Origin of the sequence: Bradyrhizobium algeriense (assembly GCF_003062295.1) — a bacterium.
GTDB classification, from domain to species: Bacteria; Pseudomonadota; Alphaproteobacteria; order Rhizobiales; family Xanthobacteraceae; genus Bradyrhizobium; species Bradyrhizobium algeriense.
In genome coordinates this window covers 1-23,707 of sequence record NZ_PYCN01000037.1, presented here as the reverse complement: position 1 = coordinate 23,707, position 23,707 = coordinate 1, and the positions used below count along the sequence as shown (strand labels likewise).

22 protein-coding genes and 2 tRNA genes are annotated in these 23,707 nt (G+C 63.0%); 14 read left to right on the top strand and 10 right to left on the bottom strand.

The genetic code is table 11. From position 1 onward, the window contains the following. Positions 1-111: 111 nt before the first annotated feature. Positions 112-645 (bottom strand): Dps family protein, encoded by a 534-nt coding sequence (locus tag C7G61_RS36700; protein WP_108522576.1) that lies wholly within the window; start codon positions 643-645, stop codon positions 112-114. A 123-nt stretch (positions 646-768) separates the two neighbouring features. Here C7G61_RS36700 and C7G61_RS36695 point away from each other — a divergent pair, with 123 nt between their 5' ends. The 5 genes from C7G61_RS36695 (at position 769) to C7G61_RS36675 (ending at position 6,848) form a co-directional block, all read left to right on the top strand. Then, complete coding sequence (locus tag C7G61_RS36695) at positions 769-1,473, top strand: class I SAM-dependent methyltransferase (protein WP_108522575.1); 705 nt, start codon at positions 769-771, stop codon at positions 1,471-1,473. 82 nt (positions 1,474-1,555) lie between these two features. Then, positions 1,556-1,631: transfer RNA gene (locus tag C7G61_RS36690), tRNA-OTHER, on the top strand. Positions 1,632-1,891: 260 nt separating this feature from the next. Then, positions 1,892-5,356 (top strand): carbamoyl-phosphate synthase large subunit, encoded by a 3,465-nt coding sequence (gene carB, locus C7G61_RS36685; protein ID WP_108522574.1) that lies wholly within the window; start codon positions 1,892-1,894, stop codon positions 5,354-5,356. A gap of 218 nt (positions 5,357-5,574) precedes the next feature. Continuing rightward, the gene (gene greA / locus C7G61_RS36680; protein WP_108522597.1) at positions 5,575-6,048 is read left to right on the top strand and encodes a transcription elongation factor GreA; all 474 of its coding nucleotides are present in this window, start codon (positions 5,575-5,577) and stop codon (positions 6,046-6,048) included. A gap of 383 nt (positions 6,049-6,431) precedes the next feature. Further along, a complete protein-coding gene (locus C7G61_RS36675; RefSeq protein ID WP_108522596.1) occupies positions 6,432-6,848 on the top strand; it encodes a DoxX family protein in 417 nt (138 codons plus the stop codon). A gap of 178 nt (positions 6,849-7,026) precedes the next feature. Here the strand turns inward: C7G61_RS36675 and C7G61_RS36670 are convergent, their stop codons facing one another. Beyond that, a complete protein-coding gene (locus C7G61_RS36670) occupies positions 7,027-7,506 on the bottom strand; it encodes an Lrp/AsnC family transcriptional regulator (protein WP_028350193.1) in 480 nt (159 codons plus the stop codon). 279 nt (positions 7,507-7,785) lie between these two features. Here C7G61_RS36670 and trxB point away from each other — a divergent pair, with 279 nt between their 5' ends. The 3 genes from trxB (at position 7,786) to dapA (ending at position 11,304) form a co-directional block, all read left to right on the top strand. Then, positions 7,786-8,751: a thioredoxin-disulfide reductase gene (gene trxB, locus C7G61_RS36665; RefSeq protein ID WP_108522573.1), complete on the top strand. Its 966-nt coding sequence runs from the start codon at positions 7,786-7,788 to the stop codon at positions 8,749-8,751. Between the two features lie 2 nt (positions 8,752-8,753). Continuing rightward, positions 8,754-9,677: a LysR family transcriptional regulator gene (locus C7G61_RS36660; RefSeq protein ID WP_190242137.1), complete on the top strand. Its 924-nt coding sequence runs from the start codon at positions 8,754-8,756 to the stop codon at positions 9,675-9,677. Positions 9,678-10,374: 697 nt separating this feature from the next. Beyond that, positions 10,375-11,304 (top strand): 4-hydroxy-tetrahydrodipicolinate synthase, encoded by a 930-nt coding sequence (gene dapA / locus C7G61_RS36655; RefSeq protein WP_108522571.1) that lies wholly within the window; start codon positions 10,375-10,377, stop codon positions 11,302-11,304. An 80-nt stretch (positions 11,305-11,384) separates the two neighbouring features. Here the strand turns inward: dapA and C7G61_RS45105 are convergent, their stop codons facing one another. Continuing rightward, on the bottom strand, positions 11,385-11,525 hold the full coding sequence (locus C7G61_RS45105; RefSeq protein ID WP_190242136.1) for a hypothetical protein: 141 nt from the start codon (positions 11,523-11,525) through the stop codon (positions 11,385-11,387). Between the two features lie 232 nt (positions 11,526-11,757). Here C7G61_RS45105 and C7G61_RS45100 point away from each other — a divergent pair, with 232 nt between their 5' ends. Next, positions 11,758-11,895 carry a hypothetical protein gene (locus C7G61_RS45100; RefSeq protein WP_190242140.1) on the top strand — a complete coding sequence of 46 codons (138 nt, stop codon included), beginning with the start codon at positions 11,758-11,760 and terminating at the stop codon, positions 11,893-11,895. A gap of 131 nt (positions 11,896-12,026) precedes the next feature. Here the strand turns inward: C7G61_RS45100 and C7G61_RS36650 are convergent, their stop codons facing one another. The 3 genes from C7G61_RS36650 to C7G61_RS36640 all read right to left on the bottom strand — a co-directional run bounded on the left by C7G61_RS36650 (position 12,027) and on the right by C7G61_RS36640 (position 13,689). Next, entirely contained in the window at positions 12,027-12,707 is a 681-nt protein-coding gene (locus tag C7G61_RS36650) for a ParA family protein (RefSeq protein ID WP_108522570.1), read from the bottom strand. Between the two features lie 191 nt (positions 12,708-12,898). After that, positions 12,899-13,228 (bottom strand): hypothetical protein, encoded by a 330-nt coding sequence (locus C7G61_RS36645; protein WP_108522569.1) that lies wholly within the window; start codon positions 13,226-13,228, stop codon positions 12,899-12,901. 134 nt (positions 13,229-13,362) lie between these two features. Then, a complete protein-coding gene (locus tag C7G61_RS36640) occupies positions 13,363-13,689 on the bottom strand; it encodes a hypothetical protein (RefSeq protein WP_108522568.1) in 327 nt (108 codons plus the stop codon). Positions 13,690-13,904: 215 nt separating this feature from the next. Between C7G61_RS36640 and C7G61_RS36635 the strand changes: the two genes are divergently transcribed. After that, the gene (locus tag C7G61_RS36635; RefSeq protein ID WP_108522567.1) at positions 13,905-14,669 is read left to right on the top strand and encodes a hypothetical protein; all 765 of its coding nucleotides are present in this window, start codon (positions 13,905-13,907) and stop codon (positions 14,667-14,669) included. A gap of 50 nt (positions 14,670-14,719) precedes the next feature. Here C7G61_RS36635 and C7G61_RS36630 read toward each other — a convergent pair. The 3 genes from C7G61_RS36630 to C7G61_RS36620 all read right to left on the bottom strand — a co-directional run bounded on the left by C7G61_RS36630 (position 14,720) and on the right by C7G61_RS36620 (position 16,148). Continuing rightward, positions 14,720-14,796 (bottom strand) — tRNA-His (locus C7G61_RS36630). 282 nt (positions 14,797-15,078) lie between these two features. Further along, entirely contained in the window at positions 15,079-15,513 is a 435-nt protein-coding gene (locus tag C7G61_RS36625) for a phasin (protein ID WP_108522595.1), read from the bottom strand. 251 nt (positions 15,514-15,764) lie between these two features. Further along, the gene (locus C7G61_RS36620) at positions 15,765-16,148 is read right to left on the bottom strand and encodes a phasin family protein (RefSeq protein ID WP_108522566.1); all 384 of its coding nucleotides are present in this window, start codon (positions 16,146-16,148) and stop codon (positions 15,765-15,767) included. Between the two features lie 292 nt (positions 16,149-16,440). On the opposite strand from C7G61_RS36620, the gene C7G61_RS36615 reads away from it, so the two are divergent. Beyond that, complete coding sequence (locus C7G61_RS36615; protein WP_108522565.1) at positions 16,441-19,647, top strand: PAS domain-containing protein; 3,207 nt, start codon at positions 16,441-16,443, stop codon at positions 19,645-19,647. A gap of 35 nt (positions 19,648-19,682) precedes the next feature. Here the strand turns inward: C7G61_RS36615 and C7G61_RS36610 are convergent, their stop codons facing one another. Beyond that, complete coding sequence (locus tag C7G61_RS36610) at positions 19,683-20,402, bottom strand: glutathione S-transferase family protein (RefSeq protein ID WP_202975816.1); 720 nt, start codon at positions 20,400-20,402, stop codon at positions 19,683-19,685. A gap of 158 nt (positions 20,403-20,560) precedes the next feature. Here C7G61_RS36610 and C7G61_RS36605 point away from each other — a divergent pair, with 158 nt between their 5' ends. From C7G61_RS36605 to C7G61_RS36595, 3 genes are read left to right on the top strand one after another with little or no spacing between them, the layout of a single operon-like run. Further along, positions 20,561-21,529: a Bug family tripartite tricarboxylate transporter substrate binding protein gene (locus C7G61_RS36605; protein WP_108522564.1), complete on the top strand. Its 969-nt coding sequence runs from the start codon at positions 20,561-20,563 to the stop codon at positions 21,527-21,529. Continuing rightward, positions 21,526-22,011, top strand: a complete 486-nt coding sequence (locus tag C7G61_RS36600; RefSeq protein WP_108522563.1) for a tripartite tricarboxylate transporter TctB family protein — start codon at positions 21,526-21,528, stop codon at positions 22,009-22,011. Before C7G61_RS36605 ends, C7G61_RS36600 begins: the two co-directional genes overlap by 4 nt. Continuing rightward, positions 22,011-23,510, top strand: a complete 1,500-nt coding sequence (locus tag C7G61_RS36595) for a tripartite tricarboxylate transporter permease (RefSeq protein WP_108522562.1) — start codon at positions 22,011-22,013, stop codon at positions 23,508-23,510. Before C7G61_RS36600 ends, C7G61_RS36595 begins: the two co-directional genes overlap by 1 nt. Positions 23,511-23,707 lie beyond the last annotated feature (197 nt).

Below are 23,707 nucleotides of genomic sequence, written 5' to 3'. Positions count from 1 at the left end.
CAGCCTATCGCAAAACCGACCGCGACGCGACGGGAATGTCCGCCAGGCAGCCGCCGCAGGACGCGGGGATGGCAAAGCCGGCCCTGCGCGTCTGCGACTCGCAGCCGGCTTTTACGCCGCGTTGGCGCCTTCCTGACGGCTGGCCTCGAACAGGAACCAGGTGCGGCGCTCGGTCTCGTCGATGAAGACTTCGAGCAGGCTTGCGCTGCCGGAATCCTCATGATCGTCGCAAAGCTTGTGGGCCTTGCGCATCGCGGCGGCCATCTTCTTGTTGTCTTCCATCAGCTCGCGCAGCATTTCGCGCGGCGGCACATAGGCCTCGTTGTTGTCCTGGATGGTCTGCAGCTTGGCGATCTGCCCGATCGAGCGCAGCGTGGTGCCGCCGAGCTTGCGCACCCGTTCGGCGAGTTGGTCGGTGGTGGCGAAAATCGCCTCCGACTGCTGGTCCAGCATCAGATGATAGTCGTTGAAATGCCGGCCGCTGACATGCCAGTGGAAATTCTTGGTCTTCAGATAGAGGGCGAATGCATCCGCCAGCAACGTATTGAGCGACGCGGAGATCTTGTCCACCGCGGCCTGCGGCAGGTCGGTCGGCGTATCGAGTTCGGCGGATACTTTGTCGGATTTGTTGTTGTTTTTGCTCACATTGCACCTTCCTGTTAGGAACCGGACTGCGGCGGCAGTGGACATTGGCCGTCGGACGACCTAACGCATCACTTTCACGCCGGTTCCGGCACAGGAACCGCAGTATTGCCGGGCGCTGCACGCATGGACGAATGGATCGACTATTACGATTCCACGCATACGATTTATGCGAGCAAGCTGCATCGCGACCTGCATTTCCAGATCATCGCGCGCGACATCATCGGCTACATTTCCTCGCCCGACTCCGTCGTGCTGGACTATGCCTGCGGCGAGGCGCTGTCGGCCGCCAAGGTAGCCGACGCCTGTGCTCAGCTCTATCTGGCCGAACCCGCCCCCGGTGTCCGTGGCCGGCTGATCGCGCGCTTTGCGCCGAACACCAAGATCCGCGTCCGCTCGCTCGAGGATCTCAGCCGAATGGCGGAAAACTCGGTCGATCTCGCCGTCATGAATTCGGTCGCGCAATACATGACACCGGACGAACTGGATTCGGCGTTCGCCGTCATTCGCCGGCTGTTGAAGCCGAACGGCCGCCTGGTGCTGGGCGATATTTTGCGGCCCGAAGTCGGCATGGCCAGGGACGTGGTGGCGCTGTTGAAATTCGCTTCCGCCCACGGCTTCCTGAAAGACGCCCTGTATGGGCTCGCCAGCACGGCGCTGTCGGACTACCGGCAACTGCGCACCCGCGTCGGGCTGCAGCGCTACCGCGAAGACGAGATGATCGAGAAACTCGCCGCCGCCGGCTTTACCGCCTCGCGCGCCCCATTCAATATCGGCCACAACCCGTGGCGGATGACGTTCGTGGCGCGGCACGCGTTCCAGCGCAGTTAAGTTCTAATCGCGCGTTAAGGTTGTTAACCCTAAAGCGCGGTAAGGGGTGGTTCACCGCGCCGTGATGAGCAATTATTGCCTCGGCCCGGTGGCGGAAGCGACGACGCGGGAGCAGTGCAATGCTCTTTATCCTGGTTCAAATCCAGGCCGGGCCTCCAGCCTTCGCTGGCTTCGCCAGCTTCGGCTCGGCAAGCCCTTGCCACGCCGTAGCTCGGAGAGCGTAGGCGGGAGCCCGGCACCGTCCTCCGGCCGTTCTAAATTGCGCCAATTTCGCGGTTGATGGGGGGCTTTTGGGGGTTTCGCGGGTGCGGAATCTGGTCTAAAGACCACCCGCGCGCGAGGGTGACCCGCGCTCTTGGCTTAGGGGACGCGCGGCTGCGCGCCCTTTTTTTGTGCCCAAAATCCAGTCTGAGAGCTGATGCCCAAAAGAACAGATATCTCCACCATCCTGATCATCGGCGCCGGTCCCATCGTGATCGGCCAGGCCTGCGAATTCGACTATTCCGGCACCCAGGCGGTGAAGACGCTGAAGGAAGAGGGCTACCGCATCGTCCTCGTCAATTCCAATCCGGCCACCATCATGACCGACCCGGAACTGGCGGATGCGACCTATATCGAGCCGATCACCCCCGAAATCGTCGCCAAGATCATCGAGGCGGAACGCAACGTCATTCCGGGCGGCTTTGCGCTGCTGCCGACCATGGGCGGCCAGACCGCGCTGAACTGCGCGCTGTCGCTGCGCCGGCAGGGCACGCTCGACAAGTTCGACGTCGAGATGATCGGCGCCACCGCGGATGCCATCGACAAGGCCGAGGACCGTCAGCTGTTCCGCAACGCGATGGAGAAGATCGGCCTGCAGACGCCGAAATCGCGGCTCGCCAACGCCTCGGCGCTGAAGAAGTCCTATCGCGACAAGTATCTGGCCGATCGCGAGAAGCTGTCGGGCGAGGCGCTGGAGGAGTGCGAGCGGCAATGGACGCTCGGCGAGAACGAACGCCGCAAGCGCTACCAGGAGCACGCGCTCGGCGAGGCGCTGATGGCGCTGTCCGAAATCGGGCTGCCCGCGATCATCCGCCCCTCCTTCACCATGGGCGGCACCGGCGGCGGCATCGCCTACAACAAGGAAGAGTTCCTCGACATCATCGAACGCGGCCTCGACGCCTCCCCGACCAACGAAGTGCTGATCGAGGAATCCGTGCTCGGCTGGAAAGAGTTCGAGATGGAGGTGGTGCGCGACAAGAAAGACAATTGCATCATCGTCTGCTCGATCGAGAACCTCGATCCGATGGGCGTGCACACCGGCGATTCCATCACGGTGGCGCCGGCGCTGACGCTGACCGACAAGGAATACCAGATCATGCGCGACGCCTCGCTGGCGGTGCTGCGCGAGATCGGGGTGGAGACCGGCGGCTCCAACGTGCAGTTCGGCGTCAACCCCGACGACGGCCGCATGGTGGTGATCGAGATGAACCCGCGCGTGTCGCGCTCCTCGGCGCTGGCCTCCAAGGCAACGGGATTCCCGATCGCCAAGGTCGCCGCCAAGCTCGCGGTCGGCTACACGCTCGATGAAATCGCCAACGACATCACTGGCGGCGCGACGCCCGCCTCGTTCGAGCCGACGATCGATTACGTCGTCACCAAGGTGCCACGCTTCGCGTTCGAGAAATTTCCCGGCGCCTCCACCACGCTGACGACCTCGATGAAGTCGGTCGGCGAAGTCATGGCGATCGGCCGCACCTTCCAGGAGAGCCTGCAGAAGGCATTGCGCGGGCTCGAGACCGGACTGACCGGGCTCGACGAGATCGAGATCGAGGGGCTCGGCCGCGGCGACGACAAGAACGCGATCCGCGCCGCATTGGGCACGCCGACGCCGAACCGCATCCTGCAGGTGGCGCAGGCGATGCGGCTCGGCTGGTCCAATGAAGAGATCTTCAATTCCTGCAAGATCGATCCGTGGTTCCTCAGCGAGATGCGCGGCATCGTCGACATGGAAGCGAAGATCAAGGCGAACGGCATGCCGCCGAACGGCTACGGCATGCGCATGCTGAAGGCGATGGGCTTTTCGGACGCGCGGCTGGCCGTGCTGTCCGAGTCCACCGAAGCCGAGATCACCGCAAAACGTCACGCGCTCGGCGTCCGCCCCGCTTTCAAGCGCATCGACACCTGCGCCGCGGAATTCGCCTCCCCCACTGCCTACATGTATTCGACCTATGAGGCGCCGTTCGCAGGCAAGCTCGCCGACGAGAGCGCGCCGTCCGACAAGAGCAAAGTGATTATTCTCGGCGGCGGACCGAACCGGATCGGCCAGGGCATCGAATTCGACTACTGCTGCTGTCATGCCTGCTTCGCGCTGCACGACGCCGGCTATGAAAGCATCATGATCAACTGCAATCCGGAAACGGTATCGACCGACTACGATACCGCGGACCGATTGTATTTCGAGCCGCTTACATCGGAGGACGTGCTCGAGATCATCGCCACCGAGCGGCAGAACGGCACCCTGCACGGCGTGATCGTGCAATTCGGCGGCCAGACGCCGCTCAAGCTGGCGCGCGCGCTGGAAGCCGCCAACGTGCCTATCCTCGGCACCTCGCCCGACGCCATCGACCTCGCCGAAGACCGCGACCGCTTCAAGCGCGTGCTCGACAAGCTGCGCCTTAAGCAGCCGAAGAACGGTATCGCTTATTCGGTCGAGCAGGCGCGGCTGGTGGCCGCCGATCTCGGCCTGCCGCTGGTGGTGCGTCCGTCCTATGTGCTCGGCGGCCGCGCGATGCAGATCATCCGCGAGGACACCCAGCTCAGCGATTACCTGCTCGGCACCTTGCCGGAACTGGTGCCGGGTGACGTCAAGGCGCGCTATCCCAACGACAAGACCGGCCAGATCAATACCGTGCTCGGCACCAATCCGCTGCTGTTCGACCGCTATCTGTCCGACGCCATCGAGATCGACGTCGACTGCCTGTGCGACGGCCAGGACACTTTCATCGTCGGCATCATGGAGCATATCGAGGAAGCCGGCATTCACTCCGGCGATTCCGCCTGCTCGCTGCCGCCGCATTCGATCGACGCCCAGATGATCGCCGAGTTGGAGCGGCAGACCCGCGAACTCGCGCTCGGCCTCGACGTCGTCGGGTTGATGAACGTGCAGTACGCGATCAAGGACGGGGAGATCTACGTGCTCGAGGTCAATCCACGGGCGTCACGCACGGTGCCATTCGTCGCCAAAGTGATGGGCATGCCGGTGGCGAAGATCGCGGCCCGGATCATGGCCGGCGAGAAGCTTGCGGACTTCAAGTTGAAGAAGCGCAAGCTCGAGCATGTCGGCGTCAAGGAGTCGGTCTTTCCGTTCGCGCGCTTCCCCGGCGTCGACACCGTGCTCGGTCCGGAGATGCGCTCGACCGGCGAGGTCATGGGCATCGACCGCTCCTTCGAGGTGGCGTTCGCAAAAAGCCAGCTCGGCGGCGGCACCCGTGTGCCGCGCAAGGGCACAGTGTTCGTCTCGGTGCGCGAGATCGACAAGAACCGCATCGCGGAAGCGGTGCGGCTGCTGCACTCGCTCGGCTTCAAGGTGATGGGCACATCAGGCACCCAGCGCTTCCTCACCGACAACGGCATTCCGACCGAGAAGGTTAACAAGGTGCTGGAAGGACGGCCACACATCGTCGACGCCATCACCAATGGCGACATCCAGCTCGTTTTCAACACCACCGAGGGGCCACAGGCGCTGGCCGACAGCCGTTCATTGCGGCGGGCTGCCCTCTTGCATAAAGTGCCATATTACACCACTCTTTCAGGTGCCGTGGCGGCCGCGCAGGGCATCCGCGCCTATCTGGGCGGGGACCTTGAGGTCCGCACCCTGCAGAGCTACTTTTCCGAAAACTGATCGTCAGCCGGCCTCAAATGCCCGCTAAACGATTGGCAACAAAGCCGGTAGGCTGGAACCCACCGTTGGTTTGGATGTTGTCGGCCCCTGACGGGGCCGGAAATCAATAGGCTGCCAGGCTCGCGTGTCGAGCCGAAAAGCCTGATCGAAATCGAAAGCGTGGCTCGTGCGCGCAATCTTTTGGCGGTTCGCACGATCGAAGGACAGAAGAGATGATGATGGAAAAGGTTCCGATGACCGCGAGCGGCTATGCCGCCCTGGAGGTTGAGTTGAAGCAGCGCCAATCGGTGGAGCGTCCGCGCATCATCGAGCATATCGCCGAGGCGCGCTCGCACGGAGACCTTTCCGAAAACGCGGAATATCACGCCGCCAAGGAAGAGCAGTCGCACAACGAAGGCCGCATCGCCGAGCTCGAAGACAAGCTCGCGCGCGCCGACATTATCGACATCTCCAAGCTCTCCGGCGACACCGTCAAGTTCGGCGCCACCGTCACGCTGGTCGACGAAGACACCGAGAAGAAAACGGTGTGGCAGATCGTGGGCGAGCCGGAAGCCGACGCCAAGAAAGGCCGCATCTCGATCACCTCGCCGCTGGCCCGCGCCCTGATCGGCAAGAAAAAGGGCTCGACGGTGGAAGTCGTGGCGCCCGGCGGCGCCAAGGCCTACGAGATCACCAAGGTCGAGTTTCGCTAGTCACCTGCAAGTTACTGTTGCGACAAAGCCGCGTTTCGACGCGGCTTTGTTGTTTGGCCGCATGCTGACAGCATTGTGAGTGGAGCTGCGGCGGATTCCATAATATCCGACTTCCGGACAATGCTTATAAATCATAACTAAATGGACGGAGCGCCGGCGCTTCAGGTCTTGGCGTTTTCGCCGCAAGGCGCGCGGTGATCGGCAAGCTCCGGGGCTTCGGGACGGCATCTTGTTGCGCTGCAATCGCGACGATTGTCGCGAAGATGGGAATGATTCAATTTCCGGGGTGTTGTGTCGGCATCACACGTAATCGGCCAACACCGTGTAATGTTGTGACGCTAAGTTCTAGTGTGCCAAACAAGGGGGACGATGACATGGACCAAATCGACAGGATGCTCGCGAAATGGCAGCCGACGGCGCTGAGCCTGTTTCGCTTCATGACCGGACTGCTGCTGTTTCAATTCGGCGTAGCGAAGATTCTGAAGTTTCCGACAATTCCGGAGGGTAACGCTGCCGCCTTCCTCAACAAGGTGCAATTGATGTCGCTACCGGGAATCGCCGGTTTGCTTGAGCTGATTCTGGGCGCGCTTTTGCTGCTCGGACTGTTCACACGGCCCGTCGCCTTCCTTCTTGCCGGCGAGATGGCCTTTGCTTATTTCATCGGTCATGCGCCGAGGGGCTTTTTTCCGCTCATCAACGGCGGCACGCTCGCGATCCTGTTTTGCTTCGCCTGTCTCTACCTGTCGACCGCGGGCGGCGGGCCGATCAGCCTCGATGCCATGATGCGGAAGAAAACGTAAAGGCGTTCTGATCCGTCATTGCGAGCCACCCGGTCGGCGCGAAGCGCCGCCGGATGACAGGCTCCGCGAAGCAATCCATCGCGCCACACGCGGATAGGTGGATTGCTTCGTCGCTATCGCTCCCTTGCGCAAACGCTTCGCGTTTGTCGCAGGCAATGACGGGGATGGGCCGGTGGTCTCAGCCCGCGACCTTCACATCGAGCGGCACGGCCGCTTCGTACTTCGAATTGTGCAGCACCAGCGACGTCCTGACGTTGCGCACGTGGGGGGCTGCCGTCAGGTGCGTGACGAAATCCTGAAACGTCGCCATGTCGGGCGCGACGCATTTCAAAATGAAATCCACCTCGCCGGACAGCATCCAGCATTCGCGCACCAAGGGCTCGGCACGAACAAAGTCCTCGAACGCGCGCAGATCCGCGTCCGCCTGGCTGGACAGATGGACGGACGCAAACACCGTGACGTCGAAACCGAGCCGGCGCGGATCCAACAGGCCGCGGTAGCCCTGGATGTAGCCCTCTTCCTCCAGCGTGCGGACCCGGCGCAGGCAGGGTGGCGGCGAAATGCCGACGCGTTTGGCCAGTTCGACATTGGTGATTCGGCCGTCGGCCTGGATTTCGGCAAGGATTCTGAGGTCTATTTCGTCAAGATTCTTCGACACGCGCGTCGGGTTCCCTGGTTTTGGCTCGCTTAAGCAGCCTTCCTGGAAACTCTCTTAGCGCAGGCGGCGCGGCTTGCGCAATTTTATTGCGCGTGCAGCGCCACATTTCGCGATTGTTACTTCAGTTCCGGGGAAAATTCGCTGGGATGAATTGCAATTCTTGCATAGCTACCCAGATATCTTAGACTTGGATTTGACACTTTCGGCGCCCCGCGACGTCCTTCCGGGGCGCTTTCTGCTCAGTCAACAAAAACCCCCGAATAAGAGAGGGATCCGCCGATGCCCGCGCCTATCCATGCCAAGGTCGTCATTATCGGTTCCGGCCCCGCCGGTTACACCGCGGCGATCTACGCGGCGCGCGCGATGCTGGAGCCGGTGCTGATCCAGGGCATCCAGCCCGGCGGACAACTCACCATCACCACCGACGTGGAAAACTATCCGGGCTTCGCCGACGTCATCCAGGGCCCGTGGCTGATGGAGCAGATGGAGAAGCAGGCGGCGCATGTCGGCACCAAGATCGTCACTGATTTCGTCAACAAGCTCGAACTGGCGCAGCGGCCGTTCCGGCTGACCTGCGATAGCGGCGACGTCTATCTGGCGGAAACCGTGGTCCTCGCCACCGGCGCACAGGCGCGCTGGCTCGGCATCGCTTCCGAAGAAAAATTCAAGGGCTTTGGCGTCTCGGCCTGCGCGACCTGCGACGGCTTCTTCTACCGCGGCAAGGAAGTCATGGTCGTCGGCGGCGGCAACACCGCGGTCGAGGAAGCGCTGTTCCTCACCAATTTCGCCTCGCAAGTAACGATCGTGCATCGCCGCGATCATTTCCGCGCCGAACGCATCCTGCAGGATCGCCTGTTCAAGAACCCCAAGATCAAGGTGACCTGGGACAGTGCGATCGACGAGATCTGCGGCACCGAAAACCCGGGCAAGGTCACCCATGTGCGGCTGAAGAACGTCAAGACCGGCAGCCTTACGGATGTGCCGGCCGACGGCGTCTTCATCGCGATCGGCCACGCGCCCGCAACCGACCTCGTCAAAGGCCAGATCAAGCTGAAACCATCAGGCTATGTCGAGGTTGCGCCGAACTCGACCGCCACGTCTATTCCCGGCCTGTTCGCCGCCGGCGACGTGGCGGACGAAACCTATCGGCAAGCGGTCACGGCGGCCGGCCTCGGCTGCATGGCGGCCCTCGAGGCTGAACGCTTCCTGGCTTTGCGCGCGACCGATCGCGCGGCGGCGGAGTAATCATGCCTAGAACACGGGACGGATCATCGGACATGGATTGGGACAAGCTGAAAGTCTTTCACGCGGCTGCAGAGGCGGGAAGCTTTACCCACGCCGGCGAACAGCTCGGGCTTTCGCAATCGGCGGTATCGCGGCAGGTCAGCGCGCTGGAGCAGGAGCTCGCGGTGTCGCTGTTCCACCGCCACGCGCGCGGGCTGATCCTCACCGAACAGGGCGACCTGTTGTTTCGCACCGCGCATGACGTGTTCATGCAGTTGCAGGCGGCGCGCGCCAAGCTCACCGACAGCCGCGAGCGGCCGAGTGGCGACCTCAAGATCACGACGCCGCCGGCGCTCGGCATCAACTGGCTGATCCCGCGGCTCGACGAGTTCACCGCGCTCTACCCGGACATCCGGATCTCCATGATCGTGACCGACGAAGATCTCGATCTGTCGATGCGCGAGGCCGACGTCGCGATCCGCACCCGCAAGCCGACCCAGCCGGACCTGATCCAGCGCAAGCTGTTCTCGATCGGCTTCCACGCCTATTGCTCTCCGGAATACATCAAGCGCTTCGGCACGCCACGCACGCTGGACGACCTCGACTCGCATCGCATCATCATGCTGAGCGATGCGCAGGTTCCGACGCATCTGCAGAACCGCTCCTGGCTGATCGACGCCGGCCGTAACGGCTCGGGTCCGCGCGAGGCCTACTTCAAGGTCAACAATATCCTGGGGCTGGTCCGCGCCTGTCAGCAGGGGCTCGGCATCGCCGCCCTCCCCGACTATCTGGTCGAGGAGAACAACCGCCTGGTGCAGTTGTTCGGCGAGACCGACTCGATCCAGATCGACACGTATTTTGTCTATCCCGAAGAGTTGAAGACGGTGGCGCGGGTGCAGGTGTTCCGCGACTTCGTGGTGAGCAAGGCGCAGCGCTGGCCCTCCTAGAGCATCGGGTTCTGATTGCATCAGAACCGAATCTCTAGATTCTTGTTTTGACGCGGCTTTTCTACCGCAGAAAAGTCTAGGCAATCTGCACAAGATTGCTATGCGAACCGGTAGCCACTTCGCTCGAAAACGCTATGGCAGCGGGTGACGTTTCGTCATCCCGCTTTGCGGATTAGCCTATTTTATAGAGGGCCCGCTCACCGCATGACTGACATGCGGCTCGGACGGTTGCCGCGCAGCACGGATAAGGATCATAGTGCTTAAATGCTGAGCGGTCGCGTCGCGCATATGTCCCCCTCCTCCAGTGGCGCGGCAGTTCAGTAATCCCTCTTGGAAGGTGATTGTGTCGGCCTCACGTGGCCAATACCTCAAGCCGGGCTCCTTTGGGCCCGGCTTTTTTTTCGTCCGCAAGCTTTCATCGATAAGTCTTTCATCGACAAGCCTTTCATCGACAGGCCTCTCATCGACAATCCATATCGTTGCGCCGATTGACATTGAGGTCTGCTGCCACCATCATCCGCACATGATCACGCGTTCGTGCGCAGCTTTGTCGTCGAAAAAAGGTCCCCACCTGGGGACCCGAGATCGACGCGCGCGCTAGATACTGCCGCAACCCGCGATCCCGAAAGCCCCGCCGTCTGGACGGGGTTTTTTTATTGGTCCCGTCTCCGGCTTACCCCCATGAGGAGATGGAACGATGACTGACCCGACCAACGATCTGGCAAGCCGCCTGCAGGGCCTGTGGCTGCCGCTCATCACGCCGTTTCGCGACGGCGAACTCGACGAGGCGTCATTACGCCGGCTCGTCAGGCACTATGCGGCCGGCCCGGTCGACGGCTTCATTCTCGCGGCGACGTCGGGCGAAGGCATGTCGCTCCGCGTGGACGAGCTCGAGCGGCTGGTGATGGTGACGCGCAGCGAGCTATCCGGCAGCGGCCGCCGCCTGCCGATCCTGTTGGGCCTGTCCGGAGCCTCTACCGCGAAGGTGCTGGATGCGCTGGATGAGACGGCGGCCTGGCCGATCGACGGCTATCTGATCGCGAGCCCCTATTACATCCGCCCCTCGCAGCGCGGCCTGGTGCAGCACTTCACCGCGCTCGCCGATCACGCCTCGTGGCCGATCGTGCTCTACAACATCCCTTACCGGACCGGCGTCAGCCTCACCAACGAGACGCTGCTTCAGCTCGCCTTGCATCCGAACATTGCCGGCATGAAGGATTGCGGCGCCGACCGCGCGCAGTCGATCGATTTCCTGAGCCGGCGGCCGCCCGGCTTTCGCGTGCTGACCGGCGAAGACGCGCTGTATCACGAAGCGCTCGCCGACGGCGTCGACGGAGCGATCCTGCTGTCGGCGCATCTGGAGACCGAAGCGTTCGCCTCGGTGCAGACGATCATGAAGCAGGGCGATCGTGGCGGCGCGCTGGCGTGCTGGAAGGCCATTTCCGGACTGACCCGGCTGCTGTTCGCGGAGCCGAGCCCGGCGCCGGCAAAGTATTGGCTTAAGCGCAGCGGGCTGATCGACAGCGCCGAGGTTCGCCTGCCGATGGTGGAGGTGAGCCCGGAGCTCGCAGCGTTGCTGGACGAGGAAATCGAGCGGCGCACGCCGCCGCTGTTGCGTCAGGCCTGAACGTCGCGCCAAGCTGAACGTCGCGCGAAGAGAGATGGCCGGCCCCGCTCGCCTTGGATGGCGAGCGGAAGCAATGCGCCTTAGCTGACCAGCAGGCGATAGGTCAGCACCGGCGCGAAGCCGAGCACCATCGCCCAGATCGCGAACGACGACACCAAGAGAACGTCATGCGCCCGCTGGGCGAGTTCGCCGGTCGGATATTTCCTGTCGTGCGCGATCATAGTGGTTCCCCCGGTGATGTTCTTTGAGGAGAAACCTACTGATAAAATTTTAATGTCGCGGCCGGGCCTTTGCTCGAAGTTGCGGCTTCGCACTCACCAGCCATTAACCAGGATAGCGCGGTGGTTAATCGGCGGTAGCAGGCGCGGTCAAATGCAAGCGAAATCGCAACCGGGTTTTTAAAACTGGTCGCGTATCGGTAGCCCCATTACAACAGCAACGCGGGGCCGCGTCGTGCATTTCGAATACAAGAACACCATGCCTCGGGAACAGAGTTTTAGCACCGAGGACATTCTGTGGGGCGTCGGCATCTGGTCGGTGATCCTGACGCTATCGCCGGTCGTCGTGCTCTACGTGCTGATGGTGGCGTAAGGGACGCTGTTCTCCCTCCACTCGTCAGTTGCGAGCCAACGGGTCGAATGACGACGATACCGTTTGCCCTACCCACAAAGGAAAAACGCGCGGAGCGCCGCGCGTCTTTGTCAGAAAGAAAAGCGGCGTTGTTACGCCGCCTGCTTGTGCATGGCACCCGATGCCGACGCCGACCCGCGGATCGCCTTGATCGAACGTTCGATCGCGCCCCACAGCCTGGTGATCTCGGCCGCGGCCCGGCCTTCCGCATAATATTCGCGGGCGCCTTCGCCCTGGCTCAGCGCCATGATCAGGTCGGCGCGGTTGGTGATCTGGCCGCTCCACACCGGCGCGCGGAATTTCGCCAGCGCTTCGCGCGCGATGGTGACGATGCGGCTCTCGACGCCGTCGCGTTCGGCAGGTGCGCCGTTGACCACGACCGCGTAGGGCTTGCGCGCCGAGCGGCAGGTCTGAATCGTTTCCTGCACCGCGTTGACGTCGAACACGCCGGGCCGCGCCGGAATGATCACCATCGTGGCGTTACGAATCGCGTCGTCGACGACGGCCGAAAGATTCGGCGGCGTGTCGATGAACACCCATTCGATGCCGTCGCGCTTGGCGGCAGCGACGATGCCGCTGACGGAATTCACCGCGGCCTTGATCGGCGGTTCGTTGGTACCGCGCAATTTGTGCCAGAGAGTAAGCGAGCCCTGCGGGTCGGCATCGACCAGAAGGATGGGCTTCGTTGCCTTGTGAACATGGGCAGCGAGGTGAGCAGCCAGGGTACTCTTTCCCGAGCCCCCCTTACGTGATGCAAATACTATTACGTTCATACATTGGCCTCCAAGTTGACCCCAGAAGCTGAAAATGAATCAGCGGGCTGATTCGCGAAAGAAAAATTTAAGGGATGCCGCGATGAAGCCACGTAATTGCCAACAAGGCTGGTTTTTGAGTCACACCGTATAAGCACGCCCGGAATCGAAAACGGAATCGGTTGAATGCCTTGCAGCGTGAAGTGATCGGCTCATTGCGCGCCTTTTGCACGCTCGCGCTCGAGCTTTGCGCGCTGCCGTTCGAGCCATTTGCGCTCGATCCATCCGAGCCCCTGCGCCATCGGCTTCTGCAGCGGCGGCACGTCCTGCGCGAACAAAAGGAGTCCGAGCGGCAGCATCCAGAGTCCCAGTACCGGCAGGAAGCTGAGAAAGCCGCCGACGACCAGGAGAAACGCGAGCGGAATCCGGACGTAGATCGATGACGGCTTACGTACCCAGCCAACGAACTTCGCCGGCCCAGGCGGCAGCTTTTTCTCAAACCAGGCAAAATGCCGGTCGAGCTCCTTTTGATGTGCGCTCAATGAACCCTCTCCTCTTGCCCAAAGGAGATGCTCATTGCAGATGGCGCAAACAAGGCGTCAGTCTGCCGCGCAGAGGAACCTTGAAAATGGCGCGTCGGAGTCAGGTCGCCCGTGCCGTCAGGTCACCCGTGCCGTTAGGTCACGGGTTTCGCCGGCTTTTTTGCTTTGCGCGCCTTGGCGTTCACGGCCTTGCGCGGCGTTGCCGGCCGGATCACGGTCGGCCGGCCGGCCGGTCTGGCCGCAGCCTCGCGGGGCTCGGGATCTGGCCCGAACTGGGCGCGGCAGGGCGGCGAAAGCTGGGATTTTTTGGCGACCATGCAGGCCGTCACGCGGCCGACATCGGGAATCTCGGAGCTGCACAGCCGGAACGCGTCACCGGTGCAGGCCTGCTCCTGTTCGGGCGTGTAGGTCTGACCGGCGGCGGGCGAGATCGAAACCCCGAGCACGGTAGCCAGCAGCATTCCTAGCTGGCCCCTCCTTGATGCGACAGCCAACATAGATTCCCCCACCCCGACGGAACGACCGGGCTTTATTGCTGCGTGCGCCCGATTCCCCCTGGAATTGTGAGTGAACGTTAGGCGATTGGCAAGCAGAGCGGGTATTGGCCTTTTGACGCGGGCCGGTCGCCGTCCATAACTGATTTTAATTCACTCCCGCGGAAGGGCGACACAACACCGTGACCATCACTTCTTCGCTGCCCGTCAGCACGATTCTCCGAACGGTGTGGGATGACCTTGGCGAACTATCGGTGCGGCTGCGCAGTCAGTCCATCATTGCCTGTGCGAGCGCCGCCTTCTTCGCGTTGATCGGCGCAATTCCGGCGATATCGGACAATCGCATGCTTGCGGAGGTCCTCGATCTGATCGGCGCATTTGTGCTCGTGCCGTTCGAAATCGCGATCTATCGCCTGCTGATATTAGGTGAAGCTGCCTCTGGATACCGTTTCGATATATCGACTGTTCGGTTTCGGCGCATGCTTGGCTGGACTGCCGGCTTTTGGGTGCTTACGGACATCCCGCTTCATCTGCCGGGCGCCGTCGCACCATCCGATCGCGCGGAAGCCATCATCAGCGTCGTCTTGTTTGCGCTGGTCGTCTTTGCCGTGCTGCGACTGACGATTTTCCTGCCCGCCGTCGCTGCAGACGTGCCGGGCGCTTCCGTCCGAAACGCTTTCGCGGATACAGGCGGCCACGCCTGGCTTATCGTCAAGGCGTACTTCATTACTGCGCTGCCCTTCATCCTGATCGTCATTTCGATTGCAGGGCTCGCATGGCTTGGCGGCGCACATGACATCCGTTCCGGCATTGGGTCTTTGGCAGCAAACGTATTTTCCGGCGCGCTGGGATTTCTGGTCTGGACCTGCTGCGCGATCGTCTCAGCCCGGCTTTTCATGAAGATCGGCGACCGCGTGAAGGGCGGCGGGCCTGAAACGGGCAAATGAGCCGGCAGCAGCAGCGCCGGACATTTTCCGAATTAGCGGCGGTGGAAGGCTGGTACAGTTGGGTGGGCTCGAACCACCGACCTCCTGTTCCACAGACAGGCGCTCTAACCAACTGAGCTACAACTGCATCCTTCACGCGATGGCCCCAAAAAGGGGGTCGCGAATGGGCCGGAAACTAGGTGCAACGCCTCGCTTTGGCAAGGCCGCGGAGTGACGGATTATAGTCGTCCCGGGGGCATTTTGGGTTCATTTGCCGGGACCTTCGGCCGGACCCCGGCGGCGCAGCCAACAAACCCGGCGGCCCTGCCAAATCGTCCCTTGGCAGCAAAAACCTTGGCAGCAAAAACCCTGGCAGCAAAAAGCCCGGGCCGCTTCGCCCGGGCTTTTCGTGATCAATACCGAAAAACGATCAGGCGGCCGGCTTGTAAAGCTTCGAGGCCGAGGCCTTGATCGGCTCGACGGTCTCGGTCGCGACCTTCTGGCCGAGTTCGGCGAGCTCCTTGGCTTGCACCGTGAAGGTCTCGTACTGCTTCTTGGCGTGCGAGGTCCACAGTTCGAGCGCCGCGGCCGGCGTCTTCACGCCGAACAGCTCCTGCGCGAAATCAAGCGAGGACGTCGTGTTGGCCTTGAAGAACTCGATCAGCTTGGCGTTGTACTCGCTGGCGCCCTTGCTGGCCGAGGTGAACACGGCCTCGATGGTGCCGTTGTGGGTCTCGGCGGCATCCTTGAACTTGGCGTAGCTGTCGCGGGCCTGCGAGACGCCCTTTTCGGCAAGCGCGCGCATCTGCTCGGGGACTTCGAAGGGAATGATGGAGGCAGAGAAGGGATCGGTGGAACTGGTCACGGCTTGCATCCTTCACAATGGGGTTAAAACGGCATTCCCCCTTGCGGACCGCCGGGCAGGCGAGGCGGACCGAAAGGTTACGCAACACACTCACGGAAAGTGCCCATCCACGGGCTCGCCCAACTAGAACCAATATCATGTCAAATTTGTGCAGCGCACTGCAATTTCTGATGCATCGCCGCATACTTAACCCGGGATACGGGTTCCAATCCCGGCTAGCCGGTGCCGGGCTTTTCGCCGATGGCGGCCACTCACACTTTCGGCTTGGCCGCGTCCATGGCAGCCTTGCCGACGGTCTGGCTCATTTCGCTGGCCTGCTCCGCCAGCGCGCGCATTTGTGCCTGCACATATTCGCTGTGCAGCCGCATCACCTCAGGCAGATCCTTGGCCTTCAGCAATGACTGCGCGTGATCGAGCGAGCCCTGCACGTTCTGCTCGGCATAGGCCATGGCCTTGCTACCGACATCCTTTACGCCGGCGCGAACCGTGGCGTTGCGCTCCTCGATGGAGCCGGCGGCGGTCTGCGCGGCGGCGACGAATTTCTCGAAGGTCTTGCGGGCCTGCTCCAGGCTTGCTTCCGCCATCGATCGCATTTCCTTGGGTATCTCGAATCGGTCTCGCACTTCGTCACTCATGGTGCGCTCCTTTGCATTGCCAGGGATATGCGTCCGGATACCGTCGGGTGCCGCGTCCTGGACGGATGCGGCGCCGGGGAGGTTCCCCGTTGAACCCTTGACGACCGTTTGCAACCCCCCAACGCGGCGGCCGGCCAAAGGGTCCAGCCAAGGTTAAGGTTATCCCGGGCTAAGATTACGGCCGGCCGGCCGGGCCGTGGACCTGCCGCTGCCGGCTTGCAATACTAATGTTCCCTTAACGCTTTCGGCGTTTTGGCAGCCGATTTTGAAGCCGGACGGTCATGTAGTCGCGATGCAGGATGCGGAATTTCAGTGGCGGGCGCACGGCGATCCAAGATTGGCGGCCTACGCGGCTAGCCGCCTGCCCGCCTGGTTGTGGACGGCCGATGGCCGGCGAATCCTGTGGGCCAATGCGGCCGGCGCCCGCCTGTTCGGCGCAGCCAGTGCCGCAGCCCTTGCCGAAAAAACCTTCGGGCCGGCCGACCGGCACCGGCGGCAGATCGCGCGGCTCGCAGGCCGGCTGCTCGCGAACGGCGCCATCCGGCTGGAGCGCTTGCAGGGGTTTGGCGCGGCGCACGGCGGGCTTGCGACCTGCGGCTGCTCGCGGTTCGATTTTCCCAATGGCAGCCACGGCGTTCTGATCGCCGCCGGCAACATCGCGCTGATCGCGCCGCGTCCGGCGCAGGTGCAGCCCGATCACGAGATACAGCCAGCCACCGCATCATCAGAGCCGCCTTCATCAAAGCCGCCTTCATCAGAGCCAGCTTCGTCAGAGCCAACCCCGCAGCCGGGCGCGCCCGTCATCGAGCAACCGGTCGCGTCGCAATCGGCTGCCGATGACCAGCAGCCGGCGCAAGCGGGCGAAGCGCCCGCCGGATTTGCGTTGTTCGATGCGTTTGCCGAACCTGCCGCCGCCGACGAGCCGCCCGCGGCCGGAACCATTTCGCGCGCGCCACCCCCTGCCCTCGAAGCATTTGCCGAACGGGCGCGCCGCCTGCCGCTGCGCTTCACCTGGCAGATGGATCGGGAAGGCCGCTTCACACTCGGCAGCGACGAATTCCTCGGCCTGATCGGCCCGCGCACCTCGGCCGCTTTCGGCCGGCCATGGCGCGAGATCGCCGAGACCTTCGGGCTGGATCCCACCGGCCGGATGACGCAGGCCTTTGCGACCGGCACGACCTGGAGCGGCATCACACTGAACTGGCCGGTGGACGGCGGCGGCACGTTGCCCGTCGAATTGTCCGGCCTGCCGGTCTTCGATGCGGCGCGAAACTTCATCGGCTATCGCGGCTTCGGCGTTTGCCGCGATTTCGACGCCATCGCCCGGCTCGCCGCCCTGCGCCTGGCGGAATTGTCCGGCGAGATGGTGACGCCGCAAGAAGTGCCCGCTGCGCCGTCTGCCGAGCCGGCCGGCGTTGCATCGCCTTCGCCTGATGAATTGCCTGAACCGATTGCTGCCAAAACTTCCACTGCAGAGGTTTCTGCTGAAGAGACTCCTGCTGAAGAGACTTCTGCTGCAGAGCCTTCACATCAAAAAGATTTGGAAACGCCCGTGGAAACTCCCAAGGAAAGCGTCGAGGAGAGCGTCGAGGACGCGCTGACGGAAACCGCAACGGAGTCGCCGGCAGACGCTGCCGCAAACGTCTTGCCGTTCCGCGCCCCGGGCGAAGCGAAGCCGCTATCGCTGTCGCCGGTTGAAAACATCGCCTTCGACGAACTCGCGCGGCAATTGTCGGCGCGGCTCGACACCGAGAACGGCAACGAGGCGGACGCCGTCGGCGAGACCATCTTCGCCCCGCCGGCCGCGCCGCCCGAATGGCTGGCGCTACCCGAGCCGCCGGCACGTGGCGAAGCGGCGCGCGACAAGGCGCTGCTCGATTTGCTGCCGGTCGGCATCCTGATCTACCGGCTCGACCGGCTGCTCTATGCCAACCCCGCCTTTCTGACGCAGATGGGCTATCCGAGCCTGCACGCGCTGGAAGATGTCGGCGGCCTCGACGCGCTCTATGTCGAACCCGGCACCTCCAACGTCTCCTCGACGTCGGACACCGGCAAACCGGTGACGATCTCCGCAAGCCAGCCTGAAGACGCAGACGCGCCGTCATCGGCGGCAGAGGCCCGCCTCTACACGATTTCATGGGACGGCGATTCCGCATTGGCCTTGATCTTCTCGGGCACGCAACATGAGAGCGCGGCAATCGCGGCCGCCATCGCGCGAGCCGAGCCGGTATCGGAGTCCGAACCGGCGGTATCGGAGTCCGAACCGGCCGCATCGGAGCCTGACGTCTTCGAACCGGCGGTATCGGAGTTCGAACCGGTGGTATCGGAGCCTGACGGCTCCGAACCGGTGGTATCGGGGCCTGACGGCTCCGAACCGGCGGATGTCGGCCACGCCAATGCCGAAGACCTCGCCGCCATCCTCGACACCACGGCCGAAGGCATTCTGATGTTCGACGCCGAGGGCAACATCCATGCGGCCAACCGCAGCGCCGAAGCGCTGTTCGGCCATGACGGCGACGAACTCGCCAGGCGCAATCTCGCCGATCTGTTTGCGCCCGAAAGCCGGCACGGCGTGTTCGAATATCTCGCCGGCATCAAGGTATCAGGCGTCGCCAGCCTGCTCGATCACGGCCGCGAAGTGCTGGCGCGCGAAAGCAAGGGCGGCATCATCGCGCTGTCGATGACCATGGGCCGCACCCGCCCTGAGGGGCCGAATTTCTTCGCGGTGTTCCGCGATCTCTCGCAGGCCAAGAAGACCGAGAGCGAATTGCGCGAGGCGCGGCGGCTGGCCGAACGCGCCGCCAATGCCAAGGCCGACGTGCTGGCCCGGATCAGCCACGAGGTGCGGACGCCGCTGAACGCCATCATCGGCTTTTCCGAAGTGATGATCGCCGAGCGGTTCGGCGCGCTCGGCAACGAGCGCTACCTCGAATACATGAAGGACATCCGCGCCTCCGGCGAACGCGTGATCGCCATCATCAACGACCTGCTCGACCTGTCCCGGATCGAAACCGGCAAGCTCGATCTCGCCTTCACCAACCAGAACCTCAACGAACTGGTCGAGAGCTGCGTTGCGGTGTTGCAGCCGCAGGCCAATCGCGAGCGCATCATCATCCGCACGTCGCTCGCGCACATGCTGCCGCCGGTGATCGCGGACGCACGCGCCTTGCGCCAGATCGCGCTGAACCTGATCGGCAATTCGATCCATCTCGCCAATGCCGGCGGCCAGGTCATCGTCTCCACGGCGTTGTCCGATTTCGGCGAGGTGATGCTGCGGGTCCGCGACACCGGCCACGGCCTCAACGACAATGAGGTTGCCGCCGCCCTGCAGCCGTTCCGGACGCCTGCGCCATCGGATCGGGCCGAGAGTTCGGCCGTCAGCCTGTCGCTGACCAAAGCGCTCGTCGAAGCCAACCGCGCCAAATTCCAGATCAAGACCGGCGGCCGTTCCGGCACGCTGATCGAGATCGTGTTTCCGCACGCGGTCGCGCGGGCCTGACCGGAGACAAACCGGCGCGCGTACCCACAGGTCGATCACATAGCTCTTGACGGAAGAAACGCTGGAACGCCGAGGCCTTGGCCACGCAGGTAATCGGCCATCGGTCCAACGACCTTGATGACCGCCGGTCTTGCCGTCATGCGCTGCCGCCATTGCAGAAGCCTCGGCGTTTCGCTGGTCATGTCGGCGCCCCAGCGCGCGCCGAAGAGCTGGGCCATATAGAACGCGATATCGGCAAAGGAATACGCGCCGCCGAGAAACTCGCGATCACCCAGCACGCTCTCCATTGTTCGATAATAAGCGGCAGCGCCCGCGCGCGCGGGCTCCGCGGCGGGATCGAGCGACGCCTTCCCGAGCTGCATCAATTTGATGATATGAGGGAAATAGACTTCATCCGATTCATGCTCCAGCCGGCGAGACCAGGCCCTTGCTGCAGTAGTCGCAGGCCACAGCGCAGGATGCGGCTTGATGTCTTCAAGATACTCGAAGATCTGGGTGGAATCGAAGATCTCGAGGTCACCGTCGATCAGCACCGGGACCTGCCGCTTTGGATTGATGCGCAGGACTTCCGGATGCTTTGGCGCGTAACCCTCCTTCATGGTGAAGGGCACCATGATCAGTTCGAAATCGATGTTCTTCTCGTGCGCCGCGATCTGAGCCTTTGCGCCGAACATGCTCAAGGGGCCGGAGAACAGCCGCATTTTGCGATTGCCGCTTCGATGCGCCTCTCCGCCGGATTGAACATTCTCGGGCATCGATTTCCCCTCCTCAATCATCACCACGGACGGGATCCTAGCGAAACTTCCGGATCCCGTTCGGACACGTAAAGGTCCTTCTGGACAGCGGCACGTTTTCCGGCTGATATGCGACGAATTGACACATAACGGCTCCGCGTGAGCCTGGAGGAGACCCCATGATCCCGTTTCATACGCGCCTGTTCGGCGCGGTCGTCGCGTTGACGCTTGCAGCCGCAGCACCTGCCCTCTCGCAGCAGCTCGAGCTCAAGATCATGGCGCCCGCCGCACCCGGCGGCGGATGGGATCAGACCGCCCGCTCGATGCAGCAGGCGCTGGTCGCCGCCAAGATCGCCCGCAGCGTCCAGGTCACCAACGTGGCCGGCGCCGGCGGCAGCGTCGGCATCGCGCAGTTCGTCAACGGCGCCAAGGGCGATGGCAACCAGATGATGGTGAACGGTTTTGTCATGGTGGGCGCGCTCGCCATGAACAAATCGCCGGTGACGCTCGATCAGGTGACGCCGATCGCGCGCCTTACCGAAGAAATCCAGGTGATCGTGGTACCGGCGAATTCGCCGATCAAGACGGCGCAAGATCTTGCCGCTGCCGTGAAGGCCGACATCGCCAAGGTCACGTTTGCCGGCGGCTCGGCCGGCGGCGTCGATCATGTGATGGCGGCGTTGTTTGCGGGAACGATCGGCGCCGACGCCAAGAAGGTCAACTACATCCCATTTTCCGGCGGCGGCGAGTCGCTGGCGGCCATTCTCGGCGGCAAGGTCACCGCGGGCATTTCGGGGATGAGCGAATACGAAGGTCAGATCAAGTCCGGCAAATTGCGCGCGCTCGGCGTGACGTCGGAGAAGCGCATCGCAGGCAGCGATATTCCGACCTTCAAGGAACAGGGCATCGACCTCGTGATAGCCAACTGGCGCTCGGTGGTCGCGCCTCCCGGCATCACGCCGGAACAGCGCAAGACGCTGAGCGCTGCGGTGGAGAACATGGTCAAGTCGGACGCCTGGAAGGACATCCTCAAGCAGAAGGGCTGGGATGACGCCTATCTTTCCGGCGATGCGTTCGCGGATTTCCTGAAGAAAGAAACCGCGCGCGTCACCGACGTCTTGAAGTCGGTCGGCCTCGTCAAATCATGACGGACCTTCCGCGGGGGCCGGCGGCGCGGCGCGTCGATCGTGCCGGCGTCGTCATTGCCGCAGCGCTCGCAGCGCTTGCGGTGGTGCTGGTATGGGACTCGCGTCAACTGCCATCCACTACGATGTACGGCATGGGGCCCGAGGTGATGCCGGTCGTCATCGCCATCGGGCTCGGCCTTCTCGCGATCGGTAATCTGATCGACGCACTGCGCGGCAACCTGCCGCCGCGCGAGAGCGCCGATCCCAGGGCCGTGCTTTTGATCCTCGGCGGGCTGGCGCTGCTGATCGCCATCATCGGCGTCGGCGGCGGCTTCATCCTTGCGACCTCGGCATTGTTCGTCACCACGTCGGCGGCCTTCGGACGCCGCGCCATTTTTGCCGACTCCGCCATCGCGCTCGTGATGAGCACCCTGATCTATCTCGCTTTCGATCGGCTGCTGACGTTGAGCCTCCCCGCCGGCCCCCTGGAAAGACTGCTGTAATGGAAACTTTCGCCGCGCTCGCGCATGGCATGGCTGTCGCCGTGCAGCCGATGAACCTGCTCTACGCGCTGGTCGGCGTGTTCCTCGGTACTGCAGTGGGCGTGCTGCCCGGCATCGGGCCAGCGCTCACGGTCGCATTGCTGCTGCCGGTCACCTACAAGCTCGATCCCGGCGGCTCGCTGATCATGTTTGCCGGAATCTATTACGGCGGCATGTATGGCGGCTCGACCACCGCCATCCTGATCAACACGCCCGGCGAGAGCGCATCGATGGCGACCGCGCTCGAAGGCAACAAGATGGCCAAGGCCGGCCGCGGCGGGCCGGCGCTGGCGACGGCCGCGATCGGCTCGTTCGTCGCGGGCACCATCGCCACCATCGGCCTCGCGTTTCTGGCGCCGTGGCTGGTGGATTTCGCGGTGCGCTTCGGGCCTGAGGATTATTTCGCGCTGATGTGCGTGGCCTTTATCACGGTATCCGCAACCTTCGGAGATTCGCCGATCCGCGGACTGACCAGCCTGTTCATCGGGCTGACGCTCGGGCTTGTTGGCATCGACAAGCTCACCGGACAGGCCCGGCTCGCGTTCGGCATTCCCGAACTGCTCGATGGTGTCGAGGTGACGACGCTTGCGGTGGGCCTGTTTGCCCTCGGCGAAGCGCTCTACGTCGCCTCGCGCCGCCATCACGCCGAGGAAAAGATCGAGCCGGTGCGCGGCTCACTGTGGATGACGAAACTTGACTGGAAGCGGTCGTGGAAACCGTGGCTGCGCGGCACGATGTTCGGCTTTCCGATCGGTGCGCTGCCTGCCGGCGGCGCCGAAATTCCGACGTTCCTGTCGTATTCGACCGAGAAGCGGCTATCGAAACATCCGGAAGAATTCGGCAAGGGCGCCATCGAGGGCGTCGCCGGGCCGGAAGCCGCCAACAACGCCTCCGCCGCCGGCACGCTGGTGCCTTTGCTGACGCTCGGCCTTCCGACCTCGGCAACGGCTGCGATGATGCTGGCGGGCTTTCAGCAATACGGCCTGAACCCGGGACCGCTGCTGTTCGCCGAGCGGCCCGATCTGGTGTGGGGCCTGATCGCGAGTCTCTTCATCGCCAACGTCATGCTGCTGGTTCTCAACCTGCCGCTGGTCGGCCTGTGGGTGAAACTGCTCGCGATCCCGCAGCCGTGGCTCTACGCCGGCATTCTCGTGTTCGCGACCATGGGCACCATCGCGGCAAAACCCTCGGTCGTCGAACTGTCGATGCTGGCAGGCTTTGGCGTGCTGGGCTTCCTGATGCGCCGGTTCGATTTTCCGATCGCGCCCGTCGTCGTCGGACTCATCCTGGGTCCGATCGCCGAAAGCCAGTTGCGCCGCGCGCTGGCGATCAGCCTCGGCGATCCGCTGGTGCTGCTGCAAAGTCCGATGTCGGCGACGCTGCTCGGCATTGCGCTGATCGCGCTAGCGGCGCCGTTCGTGCTGAAGGGACTCGATCGGTTCAGGGCGAGCGAGGATTAGGGCGTGGACTCGTTAGCGCGCAGCCAAATTCGGATTGAGGCGAGTTTGAATTGACTTCCGCTTTCGGCGTGATTGTGTTGCAAAACTCGGCTGGTTCGATTTCGGCTCCTGATTTTGGATTTTTGCGGGTTTTGTTGGGTGAGTTCTCCATTGTGCGAACTGTTGACGCTATCGACGCTTGACGGGGCGGCTATGCG

What these genes read in the sequence shown, in the direction of transcription:
- C7G61_RS36695 (WP_108522575.1), top strand. Translation starts at nt 769, where the DNA reads ATGGACGAATGGATCGACTATTACGATTCCACGCATACGATTTATGCG.
- carB (WP_108522574.1), top strand. Translation starts at nt 1,892, where the DNA reads ATGCCCAAAAGAACAGATATCTCCACCATCCTGATCATCGGCGCCGGT.
- greA (WP_108522597.1), top strand. Translation starts at nt 5,575, where the DNA reads ATGGAAAAGGTTCCGATGACCGCGAGCGGCTATGCCGCCCTGGAGGTT.
- trxB (WP_108522573.1), top strand. Translation starts at nt 7,786, where the DNA reads ATGCCCGCGCCTATCCATGCCAAGGTCGTCATTATCGGTTCCGGCCCC.
- C7G61_RS36660 (WP_190242137.1), top strand. Translation starts at nt 8,754, where the DNA reads ATGCCTAGAACACGGGACGGATCATCGGACATGGATTGGGACAAGCTG.
- dapA (WP_108522571.1), top strand. Translation starts at nt 10,375, where the DNA reads ATGACTGACCCGACCAACGATCTGGCAAGCCGCCTGCAGGGCCTGTGG.
- C7G61_RS45105 (WP_190242136.1), bottom strand. Translation starts at nt 11,525, where the DNA reads ATGATCGCGCACGACAGGAAATATCCGACCGGCGAACTCGCCCAGCGG.
- C7G61_RS36650 (WP_108522570.1), bottom strand. Translation starts at nt 12,707, where the DNA reads ATGAACGTAATAGTATTTGCATCACGTAAGGGGGGCTCGGGAAAGAGT.
- C7G61_RS36640 (WP_108522568.1), bottom strand. Translation starts at nt 13,689, where the DNA reads ATGCTGCTGGCTACCGTGCTCGGGGTTTCGATCTCGCCCGCCGCCGGT.
- C7G61_RS36620 (WP_108522566.1), bottom strand. Translation starts at nt 16,148, where the DNA reads ATGAGTGACGAAGTGCGAGACCGATTCGAGATACCCAAGGAAATGCGA.
- C7G61_RS36615 (WP_108522565.1), top strand. Translation starts at nt 16,441, where the DNA reads ATGCAGGATGCGGAATTTCAGTGGCGGGCGCACGGCGATCCAAGATTG.
- C7G61_RS36610 (WP_202975816.1), bottom strand. Translation starts at nt 20,402, where the DNA reads ATGCCCGAGAATGTTCAATCCGGCGGAGAGGCGCATCGAAGCGGCAAT.
- C7G61_RS36605 (WP_108522564.1), top strand. Translation starts at nt 20,561, where the DNA reads ATGATCCCGTTTCATACGCGCCTGTTCGGCGCGGTCGTCGCGTTGACG.
- C7G61_RS36600 (WP_108522563.1), top strand. Translation starts at nt 21,526, where the DNA reads ATGACGGACCTTCCGCGGGGGCCGGCGGCGCGGCGCGTCGATCGTGCC.
- C7G61_RS36595 (WP_108522562.1), top strand. Translation starts at nt 22,011, where the DNA reads ATGGAAACTTTCGCCGCGCTCGCGCATGGCATGGCTGTCGCCGTGCAG.